We start from the raw sequence: 22,424 nt of genomic DNA, 5'->3' as shown, positions 1-22,424 counted from the left end.
CCGGAGGCGGTGTGCGTGTCAGTTTGGCGGGGCAGGGATAAGAGTCAAGAGCTCGAACGGCTGGCCGAGCTCGCGGGCGAGGCATCGGCCGAGGCCGCCATGGCGACCGCGTCCGCACAAGCCCTCGAACCGCCCGCGCCGCCCGCTCCGCCGGACCTGACAGCGGCCGCGTTCTTCGACGTCGACAACACCATGATGATGGGCGCGTCGATCTTCTACTTCGCCCGCGGCCTGGCCGCGCGCAAGTTCTTCACGTCCGCCGATCTGGCCGGATTCGTCTGGCAGCAGGTGAAATTCCGGCTCGGCGGCCGGGAGAACAAGGAGGACATCAAAACCCACCGCGAGCGCGCACTGTCCTTTGTGGCCGGTCGCACCGTGCAGGAACTGACCGACATCAGCGAAGAGATCTACGACGAGCTGATGGCGGACAAGATCTGGTCCGGCACCAGGGCGCTCGCGCAGATGCACCTCGACGCCGGGCAGCGCGTCTGGCTCGTCACCGCGACCCCGATCGAACTCGCGGCCATCATCTCGCGGCGCCTCGGCCTCACCGGCGCGCTGGGCACGGTCGCGGAGACCAAGGACGGTGTCTACACCGGCCGTCTCGTCGGCGACCTGCTGCACGGCCGCGCGAAAGCCCACGCCGTCCGGGCGCTGGCGTCACGCGAAGGGCTGAATCTCAAGCGCTGCACGGCGTATTCGGACTCGCAGAACGATGTGCCGATGCTGTCGGTCGTCGGGACCGCGGTCGCGGTGAACCCCGATGGCGGTCTTCGCGACGTCGCGCGGGCTCGCGGCTGGGAGATCCGCGACTTCCGGACCGGACGCAAGGCCGCGAAGATCGGCGTGCCCTCGGTGCTCGGCGTCGGTGCGGTGGCCGGTGCCGTCGCGGCCGGCATGGCCTACCGGCGCCGCTGACCCGCCTCTACGCAATTAGTCACCTACTTGCGTTGGCACCTGCTCGCGCGTGAACACGATCAGCGCAAGTAGGTGACTAATTGCGTAGGCGTCAGCCCTTGAAGACGCTCTTCCGCTGCGAAAGGCGTTTGTACAGCGACTGCTGGATCGACTCCCGCACCTGGTCGGTCAGCGTGAACACCAGCATCGGGTCGTCCACGGCGTCCGCGTCGTAGGTGTCCGTGCGGATGGGCTCGCCGAACTCGATGCTCCACTTCGTCGGCAGCGGGACAGCGCCGAGCGGGCCGAGCAGCGGGAAGAACGGCGTCACCGGGAAATACGGCAGGCCGAGCACTCGCGCGAGCAGCTTGATGTCGCCGAGCTTCGGGTAGGTCTCCTCCGCGCCGATGACCGACACGGGGATGATCGGCACCCCGGTCCGCAGCGCGGCGGAAACGAAACCGCCGCGGCCGAACCGCTGCAGCTTGTACCGCGACGAGAATGGTTTCCCGATGCCCTTGAACCCTTCGGGCCAGACACCGACGAGTTCTCCCTTGCGCAGCAAGCGTTCCGCGTCGGCGTTGCAGGCGAGCGTCTGCCCGGACTTGCGGGCGAAGGAGCCGACCAGGGGGACCTGGAACACCAGATCCGCGCCGAGGCCGCGCAGGTGCCTGCCGCCGGGGGCGTGGTCGTGCACGGCCACCGCGGTCATCAGCGCGTCGAGCGGCACCGTGCCGGAGTGGTTCGACACCAGCAGCGCGCCGCCGTCGGTGGGCAGGTTCTCGACGCCGAAGGTGTCGACCCGGAACCACTTCTCGTACAGCGCGCGCAGCGGCGGCAACAGCAGGGTCTCGGTGAGCTCGGCGTCGAAGCCGAACTCGTCGACGGTGTAGTCACCGGTCAGCCTGTCCCGCAGGAACCCCAGCGCCGTCCGGAGCGAGGCGGGCAGGAGGTCGGCGTCGGCCGGGCGGGTCCGGGCGGGCGAGATCCGCGCCGCTCCGGGGAACTCGACGACGGGCGCGTCCGCCCGGCGCTCCTGCTCCAGCTGCTCTCGCGCTTCTTCGGACTCGCGAAGATCCCGATCCGCCTGGGCGGCCGGGTCCGGCTTCTCTCTGCCGGGGCCGTGCAACGGGATGACCTGCGCTTCAGCGCCGCTCACGTCTTCCGCCTCGCCTTCGTGAGAGTTTTCGGGGGTGTTCTCGTGGGGCCTGCTCACCGGTTCCCCGCCTGCCCTGTCGCCGCGGCCACGAGGACCTTGTCGGCGAACCCTGCCAGCCTGCCTCCGTCCACCACGGGCCTGAGCCCGCGGCCGGTGATGTAGTCGTCGAACGCTTCCCGCGTCGTCCACCGCGGGGTGTAGCCGAACTCTTTCTTGAGCTTCGTGATGTCCACGACGCGGCCGAAGTTCAGCAACCGGACCTGGTCCGCGGAGAAGTCGACCACCCTCGCTCCGCGCAGGACCTTGCCGACCGACGGCACCACACCGCTGGGCATCGGCAGTTCGACCCGGCCGGCTCGCCGGATCGCCTGAGACAGCGTGAGTACCCCCTCCGAGCCGACATTGAACACGCCGGGCTTGTCTTTCAGCGTCGCCTGCTCGAACACGGCCAGCGCGTCCGTGGCGTGGAGCAGCTGGATCCGCGCGTCGTAGCCGAAGACCGTCGGGACCACCGGCAGCGCGAAGTAGCGCGAGAGCACGGTGTCGATCTCGGGGCTGATGATGTTGGCGAACCGGAACAGCGTCGTCGTGATGTCGGGTCGGCGGCGCATGAGCCCGCGGACGTACCCCTCCATCTCGACGGCGTCCTTCGCGTAGCCGCTAGTCGAGGTGGGGATGAGTTCGGAATCCTCGGTGAAGACTGCCTGCGAGCGCGCGCCCGCCCCGTAGACCGCGGCCGTCGACTTCACCACGAGCTTGCGCACGAGCGGCGAGCGCTGGCAGGCCGCCAGGAGCCGCATCGTGCCGATGACGTTGACCTCTTTGATCGCCGTACGGCGAGCGGGCCCGGCCGGATGCGCGGTGCACGAGGCGTGCACGACGGTGTCGACCTTGGCCGTGCTGATCACCTTGGCGATCAGCGGGTTACGAATGTCGGCCCGTACGTATTCAGCGCGCCCCATACGCTGCAGGACCGACTTCTGCGGGGGCGTGGTGTCCACGCCGATCACCCGCTCGAACTCCGGATTGTTGCCGAGTCTGGCGAGCAGCTTCCCGCCAAGGTCTCCCCCGACCCCGGTCACGAGCACGATGTTCGACGGCATAGGACTCCCTGCGTCTTTAGGCTGTTCTCGGACTTTTGATCACGGGGTCCTGATGACCTTGAGCGCGAATTGATCTACCGAGCGTGCGCGTACCTGCACTCACTGGAAGCATCGCGCGGCTGCCCTTGAGATGTTACCGCTCATTAGGGGTAGTCGAGCCAGCGCTTACATGCTATTAACCCGCCGCTCGCAGAGGGGATGCACGTCTCACTCGAATGGGCGGAAAACGTCCACCAAATGGGAATGGCCCGTCCAGAAACTGGACGGGCCACTCACCGGCTGTGTCTTACTTGCCGGCCTTCCTACGCTGAACGCGCGTCCGGCGCAGCAACTTCCGGTGCTTCTTCTTCGACATACGCTTACGGCGCTTCTTGATCACAGAACCCATAGAGCGCTCCTTCCTTCGTCGTCGGTCACGCTGCCCGGCGCAGCGTCCAACGGGTGGAGCGCACAGGCACGAGCGGTCTTCCAGGGTACTCGCGCCCCGGAAGACGCCCTCGGGCGGGCACGCTGTGCTCCGCGAAGCGAGCCTCAGCCCACGTCGAAGTACGCGCCCTGCAGATATTCGTGAACGGCCTTTTCGGGCACTCTGAACGACTTCCCGACGCGCACCGCGGGCAACTCGCCCGAGTGAACGAGGCGGTAGACGGTCATCTTGGAGACCCGCATCAGCGTGGCCACCTCGGCGACCGTCAGGAACTGGACCTGACCCACTGAGGGCAGATCATCCTTCTTGTTCGACGGCATGAATCACCGTGCCCTTCGACACGTGTCGCGCCACGCGGCTTCCCCACCTGTGGTATCGACACGCACGTGCTCTCCTGAGAGTAGCGGGACACATGTGGCTAAAGCGACGCGAGTCACCGAGATGGGCCCGTCCGATCCCCGCAATTAGTCACCTACTTGCGCCGGTCGAGGTCACGCGCGAGCAGGTGGCCCCGCAAGTAGGTGACTAATTGCGGGGATCGTGGGCGCGGCCCAATTCGGTCGAGCGGTCCTTCGCGGCCTCGATGGCGGCCAAGAGCGCCGCGCGGACGCCGTGCTTCTCCAGCTCGCGGATGGCGTTGATGGTCGTCCCGGCGGGCGAGGTGACGGCTTCACGCAGCAGCACCGGGTGCTCGTCGGACTCCGCGAGCATCTTCGCCGCGCCGACGGCCGACTGGATGATCAGCTGCCCGGCGAGCGCGCGGGGCAGGCCGAGCAGGATCCCGGCGTCGATCATGGCCTCGACCAGGAAGAAGAAGTACGCGGGCCCGGATCCCGACAGCGCCGTCACGGCGTCCTGCTGCGACTCCGGCACCTCGACGACCTGCCCGACGTGCGAAAGCAGGTCCTTCACCACCGCGATGTGCTCGGCGGTCGCGTGCGCGCCCGCGGAGACGGCGCTCATCGCCTCTCCGACGAGCATCGGGGTGTTCGGCATGACACGGACCACCGGGACGCCCTCGGCCAGCCTGCGCTCGTACAGGGCGGTCGGCAGGCCCGCGCAGAGCGAGACCACCAGCGACTCCTTGCCGAGCAGCGGCGCGAGCTCGTCCAGCACCGGGTCGATGTCCTGCGGTTTGACCGCGACGACCAGCACGTCGGCCCGGCGCGCGGCGTCGGCGACGGTGCTCCCGTGCACGCCGTAGCGCTCGGTCAGCTCGGCCGCGCGCGCCGGATATCGCTCGGTGAACAGCAGGTCGTCGGGGCTGTGCCCGCCGTGCAGCAGGCCCGAGAGCAGGGCCTCCCCGATCTTCCCGGCACCCAGAACCGCGATCACACTCATGCGGTTCAGCGTGCCAAACCGCCGTCAGCCCCCGGGTGCCGGGGCGAGCGCCAGCTGCCTCGCCTGGCAGACCAGCCTGCCCTGCGAGTCCACGACGACGGCGTCGGAATCGAACCAGGCCTCGTGCACCGACTGGGCCTGCACGACCACCCGCAGCCACCCCGGCGCCGGCCGGGTGCGCAGCAACGCGGTCAGCTGCACGGTCGGCGCCCAGCCGACCCGGCCGAGGTTGTAGACCACCGGCGGGTTCACGTCGCTCGCGAGCAGCGCGAAGTACGGATCGGGAAGGCCGTGCCGGGGCCGGACCCACAGCCGCATCTTCGGGGGATCGCCGATCCGGCCGTGCAGATAGCCGACGCTCGCCGGATCCAGCCTGACCTCGCAGCCCTTCGCGAGATTGAACAGGCCTTCGGACGTCTCGCCGGTCACGGGCACCGCGCCGGGCGGCGGCTCCGCGGGCATGGCCGGGACGTCGGTCCACTCCGGCCGCCGCATCGGCAGCCGCCCGGTGGTCACCCTGGCCTCGACACAGCTGCGGCCCCGCTGCTCCAGCAGGACCGCCACGACCGAGGCGCGCCTTCCGACCTTCCGGACGTCCATGCGCAGCAACACCGGCCCCACCGCGGGCGGGTGCAGGAACTCCGCGCTGATCGCCAGCGGCTCCGACGGCGGTTCGCCGCGTTCGTGCAGGAACGTGAGGGCGGCCCGCGCCATCAAGGCCATCAGGAAGCCGCCGTGCGGATGCCCGCCGATCGACCATTCGGTACGCAGTACCGCCGTGAACGTGCCGTCACCCAGTGATCTCGTCGCGCAAGCCGCGTCGAAGGAGGTGCCCGTGTCGTCGGACGCGTTCACCGAGCACTGACCCAGGCCACGAGCCGATCCATCGGGGTGCGGGAGATCAACAAGCGCAGCTGGTTCACGGTCGGAACTTTACGTGTACCAGCGCCTCGGGCGCAGGCAGGAATGAATCTCCGCACCTGGGGACGATCTTTGTCACTGGCCGAGGTGGAACCTCGCGAACAAGAGTGACTCCGCGAGATCCCTTGACCGCTGTGCCGCGTTCGGCGAGCGTCGGGTGTTGATCTCCAACACGATCTGTCCGGAGAAATCGCTGTTCACGAGCTTTTCGAGAAGTTCGGCGCAGGGTTCGATCCCGCGTCCGGGCACCAGATGCTCGTCCTTCGGGAGGCCCGTGCCGTCCGCCAGATGGACGTGGGTGAGCCCGGAACCCATGCGTTCGGCGAGCGCGAGGGCGTCCATACCGGCTGCCGCTGTATGGGACAGATCGAGCGTGTAGTGGCGAAACCCTACGTCCGTAGGGTCGATCGAGGGCCGGAAGGCCGACACGCGCGACGTCCGCGATCCGCCGGGCGGGCGGACCTTGAACATGTTCTCGACCGCGACTTCGATGCCGCTCTCCTCTTCGAGTTCGTCGACGAGGTCGCCGAACGCGTCGCCGTAGCGGCGCTGCCAGCGGAACGGCGGATGCACCACGACCGTGCGCGCGCCCAGTTCCAGCGCCGCGTCCACGGACATCCGCAGGCGCACCTCGGGATCCGGCGACCACACGCGCTGGGTGATCAGCAGCGACGGCGAGTGGATCGACATTACCGGCACCCCGGTGCGGCGCGACCAGCGACGCAGCGCGGAGACGTCCTGGCTGACCGGGTCGGCCCAGACCATCACCTCGACACCGTCGTAGCCGAGGTCGGCGGCCAGCTCGAAGGCCGTCCCCGCCTTCAAGGGCCAGACGGACGCGGTCGAAATCCCCACCGGAATCTGCTGAACCATTCCGGCATCCTTCCCGAGGCCGCTAACGAGCGACCAGCAGGAGTGCGGCCGGTGAGACCGTCACCACCAGTCCCACCAGCACCGCGAGCACCGTGGTCTGCAGATCTTCCGCCCGGCGGATCTTCCGGACGATCCACACCAGCGCGACGATCACCAGCAGCGCGGCGACCAGCGCGGCGGCGGGGATGTTCACCCACAGCCAGTTGAAGCCCAGCCAGACCCCGGCGCCGCCGACCACGCCGAGGGCGAGCTGACCGGCCAGCGCCAGCCACTGCTTCCCCGGTGACGCGTTCTCGGCGGGTGCCTCGGGCTCGTCCTCGTCGACGTCATCGACGCTGGCGTCGGCCCGGTCGTCTTCGTAGTCGTCCTCGTACTCGTCGGCGCGGTAGCCGTAGTCGTCACGGGCGAAGTCCGGGCCGCCGTCGGGGTACGCCGGGTCGGCGAACTCGCTCTCGTACTCGTCGAGGTTGTCCTGCCGTTCGCGGTCGTCGAGCGAATGCGGCGGCACGAACGGCATCGGCGCGGGATGGGGCGGGTGGGACGAACCCATGGTCGGGGGCCCGGCGTCGAACTGGTCCGGTTCGGGATCGATGTCCGGTTCGACCGGCTGCGGCACCGGCGGGATCCCGCCGATCTCGGTGTCCTCGGACTGCACCTTCTGCCTGCGCTTGCGCCAGCCGGCGAGCCCGGCGGGCGGTGCCGCCGGTTCGGCGGGCGCGGAACCTTCGGGATCGACCCCGGTCTCGTCGCCGACCGCGGCGAACTGTTCGGTGCTCGGCTCGGCCTTCGGCTGCGGCGGACGGGCCGCCGGACGACGGCGCCGCGCCGGCTGGGCGGGCGGGGTCTGGAACGCGCCGCTGGCCATCGGGCCGGGCTGGTCCTGGACGTCTTCGGGCGGGGCGTCGGCCCCGTCGAGCCTCGCCGACAAGCCGGCGGACGGGGGTCCCGCGGGCGGCTCGGGCCGACGGCGGACCGGCGGCACCGCACCGCGGGTCTCTTCCGGGTCCGCGGGCCGCGGACGGCCACGGGGAGGCAGTCCTTCGGAGTCCGGCGGACGCTGCTGGTAACCGGACTGTTCCTGCGGCGGAGTCGGCCGCACGAACTGGCCCGACTGCTGCGGAGGCTGCGGCGGACGCTGCTGGTAACCGCTCTGCTCCTGCGGCGGCGCGGGCCGCACGAACTGGCCCGACTGCTGCGGAGGCTGCGGCGGACGCTGCTGATAGCCGCTCTGCTCCTGCGGCGGCTGCGGCGGGCGCACCGGCGGCGTCTGCCGGGTCGGGGTCGCGGCGTTCGGCGGCACCGGCAGCGGCGCGGAGTCCTGCTGCTGCGGCGGAAGCGGACGCTGTCCGGAGTCCTGGGGCCGCGAACGGCGCGGAGGACGGTTGGGCGGCGGCGGGGTGTCGCCGGACACCCTGTCGATGATCGCCTGCGGCGCGGTGTCGCTCACCGACGGCGCGCGTCGGCCGCGGGGAGGCTCGGGAGCCTCGTCCTCGTCGTCGGCCGCGCGGCGTCGCCTGCGGCGGCCGCCCTCGGGCTGGGCTCCATGCTGTGCGAGCAGCTCCGCCACGGTCTTCTGTGGCTGGCCGCTCTCTGTCTCGTCCGTCATACCGTGCTGTCCAATGCGCGCTCCGGCCGTTGCGAACCGGCACACGACGGGGCATCGGCGGCGTCGCGCGCGCTATCCACCGTCATCCGCATTTCCGTCACCTCTTCACCGTGCCCGTTCTCCGTCGACTAAGTCCAGTCGGGCGCTGCCGCCCACAGTCTCGTCCGCACCGTTCGAATGGTCCAGCCGTCGAAGGATGACACCTTCTCGCAGCGCCCACGGACAGATCTCCAGTTCTTCCAGGGAAAGCGCCCGCATGGTGGCTTGTGCGACGAGCGCGCCCGCCACCAGTTGGTGCGAGCGGCCGGCGCTGACCCCTTCGAGTTGTGCCAGGTCATGGGCGGTCATCCGGGAGATGAACGCGATGAGCTGGCGCAACGCGGTGTCGGTCAGGGTACGGCGCACATGCGGCCCACCCGCCGACGGCGCCGCTCCGGTCAGCCTGGCGAGGGACCGGAAGGTCTTCGACGTCGCCACGACACGATCGGGTTCACCCAATTTGGCGACCTTCTTCGCGAGCGGGGCGAGTTGTTCTTCGAGCCACGCCGAAGTCGCGATGAGCTCCGAGCGGGTCGGCGGGTCGTGCTGGAACCGCGTCCGGGTGGTCCGGCCCGCTCCCAGCGGAAGCGATTCGGCCAGATCCGGCTCCTCGTCGCGGCCCATCGCGACCTCCAGCGAGCCGCCGCCGATGTCGAGCACGAGCAGCTTTCCCGCCGACCAGCCGAACCAGCGGCGGACGGCGAGGAAGGTGAGCCGGGATTCGTCGATCCCGGAGAGCACCTTCAGCTCGACGCCGGTCTGTTCGTGGACCTTCGCCAGCACCTTCGGGGCGTTCTTGGCTTCGCGGACTGCGGAGGTGGCGAACGCCATGACGTCTTCGCAGCCGAGCCTGGCCGCGGCCGCCTTCGCCGATTCGACCGCTCGGACGAGGCTGTCCGCGCCCGCGCGGCTCAGGTCACCGTTGCGGGTGATCTGCTCGGCGAGCCGGAGGACGGCCTTTTCGGAATGCATCGGGGTCGGGTGGGCGCCACGGTGGGCGTCGACCACGAGCAGGTGGACGGTGTTGGAACCGACGTCGAGGACCCCTAGGCGCACGAGCGTCTACGGTACCCGCCCCCACGTCAGGTCACGAAACCGTAACCGTGATCTGTATCGCAGGAGGCCGGGGCTGAAGGGGACTTTCCCCACATGCGATGCGGGGAAAGCGCCCTTCGCCTCGTCCTATGCGGGGAAAGTCCCCTTCAGCTCACGTCTCGAACTTGTAGCCCAGGCCACGCACCGTGACCAGGTGCCGGGGCGAACCAGGGTCCGGTTCGATCTTCGACCGCAGGCGCTTCACGTGGACGTCGAGCGTCTTGGTGTCGCCCACGTAGTCCGCGCCCCACACCCGGTCGATCAGCTGCCCGCGGGTGAGCACGCGGCCCACGTTGCGCAGCAGGTATTCGAGCAGGTCGAACTCCTTCAGCGGCAGGGAGACCTCCTGGCCGTCGACGGTCACCACGTGCCGCTCGACGTCCATCCGCACCGGCCCGGCGGTCAGCACCAGCGGCGCCAGATCGCCTTCGGAGCCCGGCTCGCCGCCGCGGCGCAGCACCGCCCGCACCCGCGCGATGAGCTCGCGGGCCGAGTACGGCTTGGTGACGTAGTCGTCGGCGCCCAGTTCCAGTCCGACGACCTTGTCGATCTCGCTGTCGCGTGCGGTCACCATGATCACCGGCACCGCGGAACGCTGCCTGAGCTGCTTGCAGACGTCGGTGCCGCTCATACCGGGGAGCATGAGGTCGAGAAGGACGATGTCGGCGCCGTTGCGGTCGAACTCCTCGAGCGCCTGCTGCCCCGTCACGGCGACGGCGGCGGTGAAGCCCTCTTTGCGGAGCAAGAACGCGAGCGGGTCGGCGAACGACTCTTCGTCCTCGACGATGAGAACCCTCGTCACAGGTTTCCTCCATGGTCGGGGCTTTCTTGCCCTGTTGCCACGAGACGGGGTGTCCGCTCGGGGGTCTTCTCCGGCCGGGATGCCGGCGGAGCCTGTTTCGGCGCCGCGGCCGGTTCGGCGCCGATGTGCGCGGGGATCCGCAGGGTGAACGTCGACCCGGTGCCGGGACGGCTCCAGAGGCCGACCGAACCGCCGTGGTTGGCGGCCACGTGCTTGACGATCGCGAGCCCCAGCCCGGTGCCGCCGGTCGACCGCGACCGCGCCTTGTCCGAGCGGAAGAACCGCTCGAAGACACGCTGCTGCTCGTCCTCGGCGATGCCGATGCCGCGGTCGGTCACCGCGATCTCGACCTTGCCGTCGACCAGCCGTCTGCTGATCGACACCGGGCTGCCCGCCGGCGAGTACGCGACGGCGTTCTCCAGCAGGTTCGACAGCGCGGTGACCATCAGCGTCCGGTCACCCTCGATGAGCAGCCCGCTGGCCGAGTCGGTGGTGATGGTGATCTCGGCGGATTCGGCCGACAGCGTCGTCCGGCCGAGCGCCTCGCGGACGACGGCGTCGACCTCGACCACGTTCAGGTCGGGCAGCCGCTCGGCGCCCTGCAGCCGCGACAGCGCGATCAGCTCGGTGACGAGCTGGCCGAGCCGGGTCGATTCGCGGAGGATCTTGCCGCCGAACCGGCGGACCTCCTCGACGTCCTCCGCGGCGTCGAGGACAGCCTCGGTGAGCAGCGCGATCGCGCCCACCGGCGTCTTCAGTTCGTGGCTGACGTTCGCGACGAAGTCCCGCCGGACGGCTTCGAGGCGGATCGCTTCGGAGTGGTCGACGGCCTCGACCACGGTGAACCCGTCGCCCAGCGGGCGGACCTCGCCGAGGACGGCTTCGGGCTGACGGCCCCTCGCCTCCAGCGGGGACAGGTCGATCTCCATCGGGTCGTCGGTCTCGACCACCTGCTCGGCGGCCTTGCGAGCCCGCGGATCGGCCTGGTTGACCTTCACCAGGCCGAGCTCGTAGGCACGTGGGTTGTGCAGGACCATGTCCCCGAACTTGTTGAGGACGACGACCCCGTTGTTGCTGGAGCGCACGAGGCGTTCGAGCAGTTCGGCCACGGTGGGACCGGTCGGGCGCCGTTCCTCGCGGCGGGCGCGGTCCCTCGCGATCAGGAAGCCGACGACCACACCGACGATCAGTCCGCCGACGGCCAGGGCGAGTGCAACAGGCGTGGTCACAGGGGAATCGTAAGCGTGCGGGTAGCCTTTTGGCCTAGTCCCGGCTGCGTACTCGTGATGCCTATGACACCTGGGGAGACCCTGTTCGCCTGCAGGTCAGCCCCCGTTCACGTGACCGATCCCTGGCCGAGATCTCCTGGGTGAGAGGGGTCACCCGAAACGGGGACCTCGTCGGCGGCCCGTGCCCGGATCCCGACTTTCGTCGTGACTATCCGGGCGGAGATCGTCCCACTCACGGGCGAATAGCGACGTTCCCGTCACGGCCGCCGGAGAATGTTGGAAGACTGTCGCCGTGGAACTCGTCAGTGACATCTCCCTGATTCGCGGAGAAGAAGAGCTGTTCGACCGGACGGCTCATCTGTTCGTCGCGGCGACCGACATCGCGTGCGCGGCCGACGACCTCTACACCTGGGCGCTTTCCCGGCCGTCGCTCACGCGCCAAGGCGAACGGCTGCTGTCCGGCAAACGTGTCCGCAAGCTGTACCGCCCCGGCGTCCTGCTGAACGAGCAGACCGCGCAGCACCTGCACCACCTCTCCGGTCTCGGCGCGCAGATCCGGATCGGCACCGAGGAGATCAACGAGACGATCCTGCTCGACGAGCGGGTCGCGATCATGGCGGGCGACGAGGGCAAGGAAGTGCGCTCGTACAGCGTCATCTCGCGCCCGGAGCTGGTCCAGGGGATCTTGTCGCTGTTCGAGACCGCCTGGCTGGCGGCCGCCACGCTGGAGACGTTCGACGCGCGGTTCGCCGACATCCGGCGGGAGACACCGCAGATCCTCGAGTTCCTGACCACCGGTTGCAAGGACGACAAGGCCGCGAAGAGCCTCGGGATGGGCGTGCGGACCTATCAGCGGCGCGTCTCGGAGCTGCTGGTCGCGCTCGGCGTGACTTCGCGGCTCCAGGTCGACGCGCGGGCTCGGGAACTCGGCCTCTTGTGAGGCGCTGGGCGGGTTTCGCCGTGCTGCTCGCGCTCGCGGGCTGCACCACCGGCGTCTCCGGCACCGCCCGGCCCGAACCGGAGAGCCCGCCCGCCAACCTCGCGCTGGTCGATCCGTCGCGGACGGCGTCGGTGCTGACGGCGGTGAAGACGGCCACCGAAGCGGTGTTCTCCTACGACAGCACGGCCGCGCCCGCCTACGACAAGGTGCTCGCCGAGAACCTGACACCGGGCGCGCGGGACGAGATCGCGAAGCTGTTCACCGAGGTCCGGAACTCGCCGGAGCCGATCAAGCTCGTGACGCGGGTGATCGTCTCGGCCGCCGTCGAGCAGACGCCGGACAAGGCGCGCGTGCTGACCGTGCTCGACCAGAGCAGCACGAGGGCGGGTGGCACCAGCAAGGGCATCGCGTCGGTGCTGCTCGCGACGGTGCGAGAGGGCGAACGCTGGCGCATCGGCGAAATCAAGGTGAACCCGGCCGGATCGCCGCCGGCGGCGGAGAAACCGGGCGCGGGAGACCGGGCGCTCGCGCGGGTGCGGGACTCGGCCCGTGACGGCGCTCTGCGCGCCGCTGAGGTCCTGCTGAACGTGAACCCGGCCGATGTGGAAGGCAGCTACGCCCGCTACGAGTCCGTCTCGACCGGAGAGCTGCTGACGGGCTTCCAGCGGGACAAGGCGGCGCGGATCGCCCAGTTCCGCGCAGCGGGCACGAAGGCGTCGATGGCGCCGAACCCCGCTGTCGGGGTCATGGAGGTCGTGGACGACAAGGCGAGCGTGCTGCTCTACGCGGCGACGGACGTCACGGACGCGGCCGGGCAGGCCACGAAGAAGTACCTGCCGATCGTCCTGCGCCTCAAGCGCCTGCCCGAAGGCTGGAAAGCCGCCGGGATCGAATCGGTCCAGGCTCTCCCCTGACGCAATTCGGCACCTGGTTGCGATGGTTCGTGCTTCGAACTATCGCAACCAGGTGCCGAATTGCGTGGGTCAGCGGCCCTGGTTCGCGACGGCGGCCGCGGCTTCCTTGGCGGCTTCCGGGTCCAGGTAGGTCCCGCCGGCGGTGACCGGCTTGAGGTCCTCGGTGAGGTCGTAGCGCAGCGGGATGCCGGTCGGGATGTTGAGCCCGGCGATGGCGTCGTCGGAGATGCCGTCGAGGTGCTTCACCAGCGCCCGCAGCGAGTTGCCGTGCGCGGCGACCAGCACGGTCTTGCCCGCGCGCAGATCCGGCACGATCTCGGTCTCCCAGTACGGCAGCAGCCGCGCGACGACGTCCTTGAGACATTCGGTCAGCGGGGCGGAGTCGCCGAGGTCGGCGTAGCGCGCGTCGCCTACCTGGCTGAACTCGTCGGCCGGGTCGATCGGGGGCGGCGGGGTGTCGTAGGAGCGGCGCCAGAGCATGAACTGCTCCTCGCCGAACTCGTCCAGGGTCTGCTTCTTGTTCTTGCCCTGCAGCGCGCCGTAGTGGCGCTCGTTGAGACGCCAGTCGCGCTTCACCGGGATCCAGTGCCGATCGGCGGCGTCGAGCGCCAGGTTCGCGGTCGAGATCGCGCGGCGCATCAGCGACGTGTGGACGACGTCCGGCAGCAGGCCGGACTCCGCGAGCAGCTGCCCGCCCTTGCGCGCCTCCTGTTCGCCCTGGTCCGACAGCGGCACGTCCACCCAGCCGGTGAACAGGTTTTCGGCGTTCCACGTGCTCTGCCCGTGACGCAGCAGCACCAGAGTCCCAAGCTCAGCCATGGGGTTCAGCCTGCCAGAGAGAGCGGAAGCGCCGGTCAGAGGGCTGGGATTGCGCTTTCTTCTACAGAGAGTGCGTTACCCGCGAGTAACACCTTCACCCGTCCAGAAGACGGGTTGCCAACAAGTCCAAATCCCCGGCAATCAGGCTGCACTCCGTTATCCCGGTTTTCGAAGTTCACTCGAACGGAGTAACCGGTAGTCTTGTGATTACAGGTGGAGATCTGACAGGTTGACTAAGTCCCGCGCGGCCGGATTCCACGCACTCCCCGGCTCGACGCGGGTGACGACCGCGACTCGTCTCCCCCCTGCCGAGTCGCGGCGCCCGCCGGCCCCGTTGGCATCCCCCTCGTCACCGGGTCCACCTTGGCGGGAACTTCAGCGGGGCGGCTCGAGATCGCGACTCCCCCCTCCCTCGAGCCGTCCCGCCTGTTCATTTCAGTCCAGCGGAGGCGCGGACGGCAGCTCCGAGGCGGTCGCCATCGCCGGTTCCGGCTGACGGCGCCGCTTGCGCAGCCACCACACCAGCGCGGCCGCGGGGATACCGAAGACCAGCAGGAAAGGCGCCATCGCGCCGAGCACGGTCAGCAGGCCGCCGCCGAAGGTCAGGAACGCGTCCCAGCCGTTGGCCAGGCCACCGAAGAACCCGCTGCGGGCTTCTTCCTCCGCGGCCGCGACGGTCTCCGCCTTCACCTGCAGCGAGATCGTCGACATGGCGACACTGCCGGCCAGGCTTTCGCGGCGCTTCTGAAGCGACTCGAGTTCGGACTCGCGACTCGTCAGCTCGCTCTCCACCGAGGCGATCTCGGACACCGAAGTCGCCCTCGCGAGCAACGCGCGGATGCGCTCGACGCTCGCCCGCTGGCTGGCCAGCCGCGAATCGACGTCGACCATCTGGTCGGTCACGTCCGTCGCGGTGACCTCCCGCCGGACCTGCTTCCCCAGCTTCCCCAGCTGGTCCAGCACGCCGTCGAGGCGTTCGGAGGGCACGATGACGTTGACCGACGCCCGCTTCTCCTGGGTGCTCTCCTGCCCGGTGTAGCCGGCGGCGCCCTGGGTGATGACGCGCACCTGCGAGAGCACATCGGCGACGTTCGGCGCGGTGAGCTCCAGGCTCGCCGTGCGCACCAGCTTGCGGTCGGCGATCCCCGGTTGTGCCGCGGGCGCCTTCTCCTGGCCCGCCTTGCCCGCGCTGTCGGTGGCGCCCTTGTTCGGCGCCCCCTGGTTCGGCACGCCCTGCTTCCCGTCGGCCGTCATCGGCATCGCGGCGGATTCGCTGTAAGGCTCGCTCGCCGAGCAGCCCGCCAGCGCCAGTGCGGCGCCGACTACGGCCACCCATCTCAATCGTTTGTACATCGGTCCATCTCCCTCCAGTGCTGCGGAAAGAGACGGAACCGGGTTCAGGCCGGTTGCACCATCCGGGTCACGAGTCGGTCAAGGCTCCGGGTTCGTGCCCGTTCGAAGGCTCGACGAGATGCTTGAACGCCGCCAGGTTCGCGAGCGACTCTCCACGCGAGACACGCCAGTCCCATTCGCGTTTGATCGACTCGGCGAACCCGAGTTCCAGCAGCGTGTTGAAATCGCCGTCGGCGGCTTCCAGCACCTGCCCGAGGATCTTGTCCAATTCGGACTCGGTCACCGTGTCCAGACCGAATTTGCCGACCAGGTAGATGTCGCCCATCGCGTCCACGGTGTAGTGCACGCCGTACAGCTTCGCGTTGCGGCGCAACAGAAAGCGGTAAACATCCTCATGGGACTCATCAGGGCGGCGGCAGACGAAGGCTTCGACGGCGAAGGCGTGATCCCCGGCGACCAGCCAGCAGTTGGTCTGCAGCTTCTTGGTACCGGGCAACGTGACGAAGTACTTTCCCTCGCCGCGCCTGTCGTACTCCAGGCCCGCGTTGTCCAAAGAGGACCGCAAGGTCTCGTCGAGCGTCAAACCGCCACCTCCGCGCGCTGTTCGAGGGCACGCCGGAACGCGCCGGTCGCCTGAGCGTACGTGTCCAGCAGGCGGTCGGTCGTCCGGCGCCAGGAGAAGCGCCGCGCGTGGACCACGGCGTTGGCCGAAAGTTCGGCACGCCAGCCGGGCCGCAACGCGACGTTCGCGAGCGCGCCCGCCCAGTCCTTCGGATCGTGCGAAGGCACCAGCAGCCCGGAAACACCGTGCGGGACGGCGACCGGCAGCCCGCCGACCTCGGCCGCGATCACCGGTGTCCCACAGGCCTGCGCCTCGAGCGCGACCAGCCCGAACGACTCGTTGTAGCTCGGCACGGCGACGAGGTCGGCCGCGCGGTAGACGTTGACCAGCGCCCGGCCGGGCTGGGGCGGCATGAACCGGGTCTGCTCCTCGATCCCGAGGGAGACGGCCAGCTCGCGCAGGGCCTGCGGCTGCTCCAGCCCGGTCCCGGACGGGCCGCCGACGATCAGCACGACCAGCCGCGACGCCAGCTCCGGCCGCTCACGCAGCATCTCGGCCGCGGCCAGCAGGAGGACGTCCGGCGCCTTCAAGGGCTGGATCCGGCCCGCGAAGGCCAGCACGATCGCGTCCTGCGGCAGGCCCAGCGCGCGGCGCGCGGCCGACCGGGAACCGGGGGTGAACCGGTCGAGGTCGACGCCGGGCGGGATGGCGTGCACGGCGTGCGGATCGGCGTCGTACAGCTCGATCAGCTCGCGGGCCTCGACGCGGGTGTTCGCGACCAGGCAGTCCGCCTCTTCGACGACCTGCTGCTCACCGATCACGCGAGTGCGCGGCTCTGGGGTGTCGCCTTCGGCCAGCGCGGCGTTCTTGACCTTGGCCAGGGTGTGCGCGGTGTGCACCAGCGGCACGCCCCAGCGGTCACGGGCGAGCCAGCCCGCCTGGCCGGAGAGCCAGTAGTGCGAATGGATGAGGTCGTAGTAGCCCGGCTCGTGGAACGCCTCGGCCCGCAGCACCCCGGCGGTGAACGCGCACAGCTGCGCCGGCAGCTCGTCGCGTCCCAGCGGCTCGAACGGCCCGGCCGGGATGTGCCGGACCAGGACACCGGGCGCCAGTTCGGCGACCGGGGGCTGGTCCGAGGACGTCGCCCGCGTGAACACCTCGACCTCGACGCCACGACGGGCCATCTCGGTGGCCGTCTGGCTCACGTAGACGTTCATCCCGCCGGCGTCGCCGGTACCCGGCTGTTCCAGCGGAGAGGTGTGCAAGGACAGCACCGCGACGCGCCTGGGCGCGGCGTCGAACCCGTGCAGAGGGATCGTCACCTGGTCAACACTCCTGAAGTCCTACTGATCGGCGAACCCGCGCAGCAGTTCACCGAACTCGTCCGCCGCTTCGGCGAACGGCAGATGCCCCACCTCAGGGAACCAACGCACGACGGCCCCCGGAATCTTCCCGGCCGCGTATTCCGCCGACGTCGGATCGATCACAGCGTCCGCGAGACCATGGACGATCAGCGCCGGTTTGTCCAGATCGCGAAGAACATCCTCACTCCCGACGTCGCGCCGGAACAGCGCGGAACGCACCGCGGGCGGCGTGGAGAGGCAGGCGCCGAGCAGCGACTGGGTGAGCGTGCCGGACACCGGGGAGGCGGTCATCCCCGCGCTGAACTGCACCAACGCGGGAATCGCGACCGCCGGATCGTCCGACAGCACCGCCGGGATGGCCTCGCGCATGGCGGGCCCGACCTTGCCGCCGGGCCGGTTCTTGCCGATTTCTGTGATCGCGCCCACAAGGACGACGCCACCGAGCCGGGCGGAACCGTGCACCCGGAGATAGTCGGCGATGACGAGCCCGCCGTAGGACCAGCCGACGACGATCGCGTCGTCACCGGCGAAGTCGAGGACGGAGGCGAGGTCTTCGGCCCAGACACGCGGATCGTCGTAGCCGGCGGAGGGCACCTCGGAGTCGCCGTGGCCGCGCAGGTCCATCGCGACCAGGCGGAACCGCTCACTGAGCGAGGGGTCCGCCAGCTGCGGCGCCCAGGCCCGGGAGGACTGGGCCCAGCCGTGCACGAACACGATCGGACGGGTGTTCTCGGCGCCCTCGACCCACAGGCCGATGCGGGTCCCGCCGTAGCCGACTACCTCGGTCTTCATGCCTCGCACTTTAGGAGGTCGGCCGGGGTGGTCCCTACCCGCCAGAAGTGGCGGTAGGCGGCGGGCAGGCCCGGTACCGAGGTGGCCGGGGGTCGTGAGTGGCGATTCGGCTTAGGGCCAAGAGTGTCTTAAGTACCTACTGGGTTCTGGCTGCGCTTGATCCCAGTCCGTGAAGGGCCCCTTGCCTACCCTGACGGTGTAGTGAAGGGGGCCTTCACGCCTCCACCTGAGGTGACCAAAGCGGCGGTGACCAAAGCGGCGGTGACCAAAGCGGCGGTGACGCGTCGGTACAGGTGGTCGTGAGTGGTAAGTGTCGTTAGAACGGCACAAAACACTCACGACCAACCCGACCGACTCGACCCCGGCGCCCTGACCCGCTACTTGACCGCGGAGAGCGCCTTCCAGGACTTCCAGTCGTAGAACCAGTTCTTGACGTCCGATTTGGTCGGACTGCCCAGTTTCGAACCGGTGATCTCGACCGGGTCGCCGATCAGCGCCGAGTCGAAGTACTTCTTCGCGTCCGCCTCGAGCAGGTTCACGCAGCCGTGCGAGGTGTTGGACTTGCCGATGTTCGCCGCGTTGTCCTGGTTCTCGTGGATGTACTCGCCGTTGTTCGAGATCCGGCAGGCCCACTTCTTGTTGACGTTGGTGTAGCCGTAGCGCGCGTTGTCGAACCGCGCCGTCGGCTCCTTCGACATCACGATGAACGTGCCGTTCGGGGTGTTCCGCTGGACGTCGCCGTCGAGGCCGTTCGAGCACGGGTAGCTCGCCGACTCCGCGCCGCCGCGGTAGACCTTCATCGTGTGGTCGGGGGTGTTGACCTTGACCACCTGGTTACGGCCGATCTTGAACTTGGTGGTGACGTCGGCCTTGCCGTACGCGCCGCCGCCGAGCGCGACGCCGTAGAGCTTCGCCTCGACGTTGACCGTGATGTTGGCGGGCCAGTACTCCTTGGGCCGCCAGTCGACCTGGGTGTCCGAAAGCCAGCCCCAGGAGCCCTCGACGTCCTTGTCGGTCTTGACCTTGAGCGCCTTCTCGGCGGCCGCCTTGTCCTTGACCGGGGACGCGAACTTCACGCTGATCGGCATCGCGACGCCGACCTCGGCGTTGTCGGCCGGGTTCAGCGTGGCGCGGACTTCCTTGGCGGGCTTGAGCGTGGTGAAGGTGCCCTTGAACTCGGCGGGCTTGTTGTCGCTGCCGGTGGCCTTGGCGGCGTAGGTGTACGTCTTGCCGTAGCCGAGGGCCTCGGAGCTGGTCCAGGTGAGCCCGTCTGCGGAGAGCTCGCCCTTGACGTCCTTGCCGCCGTCGGCGGTGACCTTGACCTCGGTGAGCTTGCCGTCGGCGACCTTCACGACGACCGGGGTCACCACCGGGGCGTCCTTGGCGTCGGCGGCGGGTTCGGCGGTGATCTTGGCTACCGGCGCGGCCTCCTGCTCACCGCCACCACTGCTGCCTTCCGGCTTGGCGTTGCCGCCTTCTTCGCTGGAGCAGGCAGCGGCCAGCATGGCCGCGCCCGCGGCGAGCGCGGCCTTGAACACCGTGCGCCGTTCGATCACCGTGTACCTCCCATAAGCCCCCCGCGAGCTTCTACCCGCTCAGCGCTGGGGGCCTCTCCGACGTTACCCGTGGCGACGGAACTCACCCTCGCCCCTCGGAGTGATAGACGCACGGAGACGGCTCGGGGTTGTTCGCGATTTTCTGGTTTGCATAACGAAATGCCTGGCACGCGGGTCGCCGCTAGAGCGAGCAATTGATGAGCAGGGGCTCCGGGTGCAGCGAGACACCGAAGCGGGCCTCGACGCCGTCGCGCACTTCGCGCGCCAGGGCGAGGAGATCCGCTGTCGACGCTTTGCCCCGATTGGTGAGCGCGAGCGTGTGCTTCGTCGACAGCGAGACCCGGCCTCCGGGCCCCTCGTGGCCCTTCCCGAACCCGGCCCGCTCGATCAGCCATGCCGCGGACAGCTTCGTGCCGCCGGGCGCCGGGTACTGCGGCACGCGCACGTCCTCGCCGACGACGTCCACGATCCCCGCCAGCACCTTCGCCAGCCGCGCCTCCCCGATGATCGGGTTGGTGAAGAACGAGCCCGCGCTCCACGTGTCGTGGTCGTCCGTGTCCAGGACCATGCCCTTGCCGCGACGCAGCCCGAGGACCGTTTCGCGTGCTTCGGCCACCGGGACACGATCACCGATCTCGACGCCGAGCGTGCGAGCGAGTTCGGCGTAGCGGATCGGGGCCGAGAGGCCGTCTTCGGTGACCTTGAAGCGCACTGTGAGCACTACGCCCGCGTCGGTCCCCTTCAGGATCGACGTGCGGTAGCCGAACCCGAGTTCTTCGGCGGTCAGCGTGCGGACCTCGCGGGCGGCGCGGTCGTAGAGGTCGACCGAGACCAGGGACTCGGCCACCTCGCAGCCGTACGCGCCGACGTTCTGGATCGGCGTCGCGCCGACCGAGCCGGGGATCCCGGAGAGACATTCGAGCCCGCCGGCGCCCTCGGCGACCAGGCCCTCGACGAAATCGTCCCAGTTCTGTCCCGCCGCGACCTCGACGAGATCTCCGTCACGGGTCCAGCCGATGTTGCCGACCTTCAGCAGCGCGCCCTCGAAACCGTCGTCGGCGACGACGAGGTTCGAGCCGCCGCCGAGCAGGAGGATCGGCTCTCCGGCGTCGTCGGCCTCGCGGACCGCGTCGACCAGGGCCTGCGCGGTCTTCGCCTCGGCGAAACGCCGCGCCGGGCCACCGAGCCGCAGTGTGGTGTGATCGGCGAGGGCGGCGTGCTGAGTGGGAGTTTCGGCAGTGCTCACGCCCGTGAACGGTACTGTCTGGCGCCATGGCCTCCCGTATCGAGCACCGCTCAGCGTTCTCCGCAGACCTCTCGACCACGTTCGACGCGGTCGCCGGCGAGGCGGCTCTGCGGGCCAGGCTGGAGCAGATCGGCGGTGACGACGCGGAGCTGCTGGAGTACGTCCCGGCCGAGGACGGCGTGCGCTACAAGCTGCGTCAGGGCATCAGCTCGGACAAGCTCCCCTCCGCCGTGCGGACGCTGCACCGGGGCGATCTGATCGTCGAGCGCGAGCAGACCTGGAAGGCCTCCGGAGCCGGGTACACCGGCTCCGCGACGGCGTCCGTGCAGAGCGTGCCGGGCGAGATCACCGCGAAGACGTCGCTGACCGGCGAAGGTGAGCAGACGACCCTGGTCAACAGCGGCGAGGTCAAGGTGCGGATCCCGTTCGTCGGCGGGAAGCTGGAGAGCGTGATCGCCGAACAGGTCACCAAGCTGCTGGAACGCGAGGCGGAATTCGTCGCGAAGTGGCTGGCCGAGCGCTGAAGCCGGTCGGGGCACCGACACGCGGGACGACCAACCCCAACCGGCTGCGCCGCGTGGACCGGTGGCTCGCGCGCGACCCGGCCGTGACGCGGCTGCTGCGCCGCGCGGACGCACCACTGGTGGTCGACCTCGGCTACGGCGCTTCCCCGGTGACCACTGTGGAGATGGCGCGGTGGCTGCGGTCCGTCCGCCGCGACGTCCGGGTGCTGGGCCTGGAACTGGACGCCGAACGGGTCGCCGTCGCGCAGGCCGCCGTCGACAAGCCGTGGCTGGACTTCCGGCGCGGCGGGTTCGAACTCGCCGGGACGCGGCCGGTGCTGGTGCGCGCGTTCAACGTGCTGCGTCAGTACGACGAAGCCGAGGTTCCGGGGGCCTGGTCGCTGATGCTGGACGCGATGGCGCCCGGCGGACTACTGGTCGAAGGCACCTGTGATGAGATCGGACGGTTGAGCACCTGGGTCGCGGTCGGGCACGACGGGCCGCGCACGCTGACCCTGTCGGTCCATCTCGCCAGCCTGGAGCGTCCGTCCACAGTGGCCGAACGCCTGCCCAAGGCCCTCATCCACCGCAACGTCCCCGGCGAACGGGTCCACGAGCTGCTGTCCGCTCTGGACGTCTGCTGGGCGACGGCGGCGCCGCACCAGAACTTCGGCGTCCGTGCCCGCTGGGCGCATACCGTGCACTTGCTCACCGGCAGAGGCTGGCCGGTGCTGAACCGGCCGTCGCGGTGGCGGCTCGGCGAGCTGACCGTGCCCTGGTCCGCCGTCGCCCCGAGTGACCGCGGACTGGTCCCTTAGCGGGAATTCACCGGTATAACCCCACTCCGTCACCCCGTAGCGACCTGCGGTGATCACCATGGGAC

The 22,424-nt window shown here is 69.5% G+C and carries 23 protein-coding genes; 5 read left to right on the top strand and 18 right to left on the bottom strand.

All coding sequences use genetic code 11. The features are described from left to right. The first annotated feature begins 15 nt into the window (after positions 1-15). Complete coding sequence (locus tag ACFOSH_RS09765) at positions 16-918, top strand: HAD family hydrolase (RefSeq protein WP_378238410.1); 903 nt, start codon at positions 16-18, stop codon at positions 916-918. A gap of 91 nt (positions 919-1,009) precedes the next feature. On the opposite strand, the gene ACFOSH_RS09760 is transcribed toward ACFOSH_RS09765, so the two are convergent. From ACFOSH_RS09760 to ACFOSH_RS09710, 11 genes are all read right to left on the bottom strand, one after another. After that, complete coding sequence (locus tag ACFOSH_RS09760; protein ID WP_378238409.1) at positions 1,010-2,113, bottom strand: lysophospholipid acyltransferase family protein; 1,104 nt, start codon at positions 2,111-2,113, stop codon at positions 1,010-1,012. After that, positions 2,110-3,159, bottom strand: coding sequence for an NAD-dependent epimerase/dehydratase family protein (locus tag ACFOSH_RS09755; RefSeq protein ID WP_378238407.1), 1,050 nt, complete (start codon positions 3,157-3,159; stop codon positions 2,110-2,112). Before ACFOSH_RS09755 ends, ACFOSH_RS09760 begins: the two co-directional genes overlap by 4 nt. A gap of 286 nt (positions 3,160-3,445) precedes the next feature. Then, positions 3,446-3,547, bottom strand: a complete 102-nt coding sequence (locus tag ACFOSH_RS09750) for a 30S ribosomal protein bS22 (protein ID WP_007030867.1) — start codon at positions 3,545-3,547, stop codon at positions 3,446-3,448. 143 nt (positions 3,548-3,690) lie between these two features. Further along, the gene (locus ACFOSH_RS09745; protein ID WP_076164244.1) at positions 3,691-3,906 is read right to left on the bottom strand and encodes a helix-turn-helix domain-containing protein; all 216 of its coding nucleotides are present in this window, start codon (positions 3,904-3,906) and stop codon (positions 3,691-3,693) included. 205 nt (positions 3,907-4,111) lie between these two features. Next, on the bottom strand, positions 4,112-4,927 hold the full coding sequence (gene proC / locus ACFOSH_RS09740) for a pyrroline-5-carboxylate reductase (RefSeq protein ID WP_378238406.1): 816 nt from the start codon (positions 4,925-4,927) through the stop codon (positions 4,112-4,114). A 24-nt stretch (positions 4,928-4,951) separates the two neighbouring features. Continuing rightward, positions 4,952-5,782 carry a thioesterase family protein gene (locus ACFOSH_RS09735; RefSeq protein WP_378238405.1) on the bottom strand — a complete coding sequence of 277 codons (831 nt, stop codon included), beginning with the start codon at positions 5,780-5,782 and terminating at the stop codon, positions 4,952-4,954. A 141-nt stretch (positions 5,783-5,923) separates the two neighbouring features. Then, entirely contained in the window at positions 5,924-6,721 is a 798-nt protein-coding gene (locus ACFOSH_RS09730) for a sugar phosphate isomerase/epimerase family protein (RefSeq protein ID WP_378238404.1), read from the bottom strand. A gap of 22 nt (positions 6,722-6,743) precedes the next feature. After that, positions 6,744-8,327 (bottom strand): hypothetical protein, encoded by a 1,584-nt coding sequence (locus tag ACFOSH_RS09725; protein ID WP_378238403.1) that lies wholly within the window; start codon positions 8,325-8,327, stop codon positions 6,744-6,746. A gap of 105 nt (positions 8,328-8,432) precedes the next feature. After that, the gene (locus tag ACFOSH_RS09720) at positions 8,433-9,422 is read right to left on the bottom strand and encodes a Ppx/GppA phosphatase family protein (protein ID WP_378238402.1); all 990 of its coding nucleotides are present in this window, start codon (positions 9,420-9,422) and stop codon (positions 8,433-8,435) included. Between the two features lie 151 nt (positions 9,423-9,573). After that, positions 9,574-10,263 (bottom strand): response regulator transcription factor, encoded by a 690-nt coding sequence (locus ACFOSH_RS09715; RefSeq protein WP_005167072.1) that lies wholly within the window; start codon positions 10,261-10,263, stop codon positions 9,574-9,576. After that, positions 10,260-11,492, bottom strand: coding sequence for a sensor histidine kinase (locus ACFOSH_RS09710; protein WP_378238401.1), 1,233 nt, complete (start codon positions 11,490-11,492; stop codon positions 10,260-10,262). The genes ACFOSH_RS09715 and ACFOSH_RS09710 overlap by 4 nt, the downstream gene beginning before the upstream one ends. A gap of 292 nt (positions 11,493-11,784) precedes the next feature. On the opposite strand from ACFOSH_RS09710, the gene ACFOSH_RS09705 reads away from it, so the two are divergent. Further along, positions 11,785-12,432, top strand: a complete 648-nt coding sequence (locus ACFOSH_RS09705) for a DNA-binding response regulator (protein WP_378238400.1) — start codon at positions 11,785-11,787, stop codon at positions 12,430-12,432. Beyond that, a complete protein-coding gene (locus ACFOSH_RS09700; protein ID WP_378238399.1) occupies positions 12,429-13,346 on the top strand; it encodes a hypothetical protein in 918 nt (305 codons plus the stop codon). The genes ACFOSH_RS09705 and ACFOSH_RS09700 overlap by 4 nt, the downstream gene beginning before the upstream one ends. Positions 13,347-13,415: 69 nt before the next feature. On the opposite strand, the gene ACFOSH_RS09695 is transcribed toward ACFOSH_RS09700, so the two are convergent. From ACFOSH_RS09695 to ACFOSH_RS09665, 7 genes are all read right to left on the bottom strand, one after another. Beyond that, entirely contained in the window at positions 13,416-14,165 is a 750-nt protein-coding gene (locus ACFOSH_RS09695; protein ID WP_378238398.1) for a phosphoglyceromutase, read from the bottom strand. A gap of 435 nt (positions 14,166-14,600) precedes the next feature. Next, a complete protein-coding gene (locus tag ACFOSH_RS09690) occupies positions 14,601-15,518 on the bottom strand; it encodes a DUF4349 domain-containing protein (protein WP_378238397.1) in 918 nt (305 codons plus the stop codon). A gap of 67 nt (positions 15,519-15,585) precedes the next feature. Then, on the bottom strand, positions 15,586-16,101 hold the full coding sequence (locus ACFOSH_RS09685) for a type III secretion system chaperone family protein (RefSeq protein WP_378238396.1): 516 nt from the start codon (positions 16,099-16,101) through the stop codon (positions 15,586-15,588). Then, positions 16,098-17,402, bottom strand: coding sequence for a D-inositol-3-phosphate glycosyltransferase (gene mshA / locus ACFOSH_RS09680; protein WP_378238395.1), 1,305 nt, complete (start codon positions 17,400-17,402; stop codon positions 16,098-16,100). The genes ACFOSH_RS09685 and mshA overlap by 4 nt, the downstream gene beginning before the upstream one ends. Positions 17,403-17,423: 21 nt before the next feature. Further along, positions 17,424-18,236, bottom strand: coding sequence for an alpha/beta fold hydrolase (locus ACFOSH_RS09675; protein ID WP_378238394.1), 813 nt, complete (start codon positions 18,234-18,236; stop codon positions 17,424-17,426). Between the two features lie 377 nt (positions 18,237-18,613). Then, positions 18,614-19,792, bottom strand: coding sequence for a L,D-transpeptidase (locus ACFOSH_RS09670; RefSeq protein WP_378238393.1), 1,179 nt, complete (start codon positions 19,790-19,792; stop codon positions 18,614-18,616). 181 nt (positions 19,793-19,973) lie between these two features. After that, complete coding sequence (locus tag ACFOSH_RS09665) at positions 19,974-21,038, bottom strand: UDP-N-acetylmuramate dehydrogenase (protein WP_378238392.1); 1,065 nt, start codon at positions 21,036-21,038, stop codon at positions 19,974-19,976. Positions 21,039-21,064: 26 nt separating this feature from the next. Between ACFOSH_RS09665 and ACFOSH_RS09660 the strand changes: the two genes are divergently transcribed. Next, positions 21,065-21,562 (top strand): DUF2505 domain-containing protein, encoded by a 498-nt coding sequence (locus tag ACFOSH_RS09660; RefSeq protein WP_378238391.1) that lies wholly within the window; start codon positions 21,065-21,067, stop codon positions 21,560-21,562. Continuing rightward, a complete protein-coding gene (locus tag ACFOSH_RS09655; RefSeq protein ID WP_378238390.1) occupies positions 21,544-22,359 on the top strand; it encodes a class I SAM-dependent methyltransferase in 816 nt (271 codons plus the stop codon). The genes ACFOSH_RS09660 and ACFOSH_RS09655 overlap by 19 nt, the downstream gene beginning before the upstream one ends. Positions 22,360-22,424: the final 65 nt, after the last annotated feature.

Source organism: Amycolatopsis speibonae (assembly GCF_042647925.1).
GTDB classification, from domain to species: Bacteria; Actinomycetota; Actinomycetes; order Mycobacteriales; family Pseudonocardiaceae; genus Amycolatopsis; species Amycolatopsis speibonae.
This window is presented reverse-complemented; position numbering and strand designations above follow the sequence as displayed.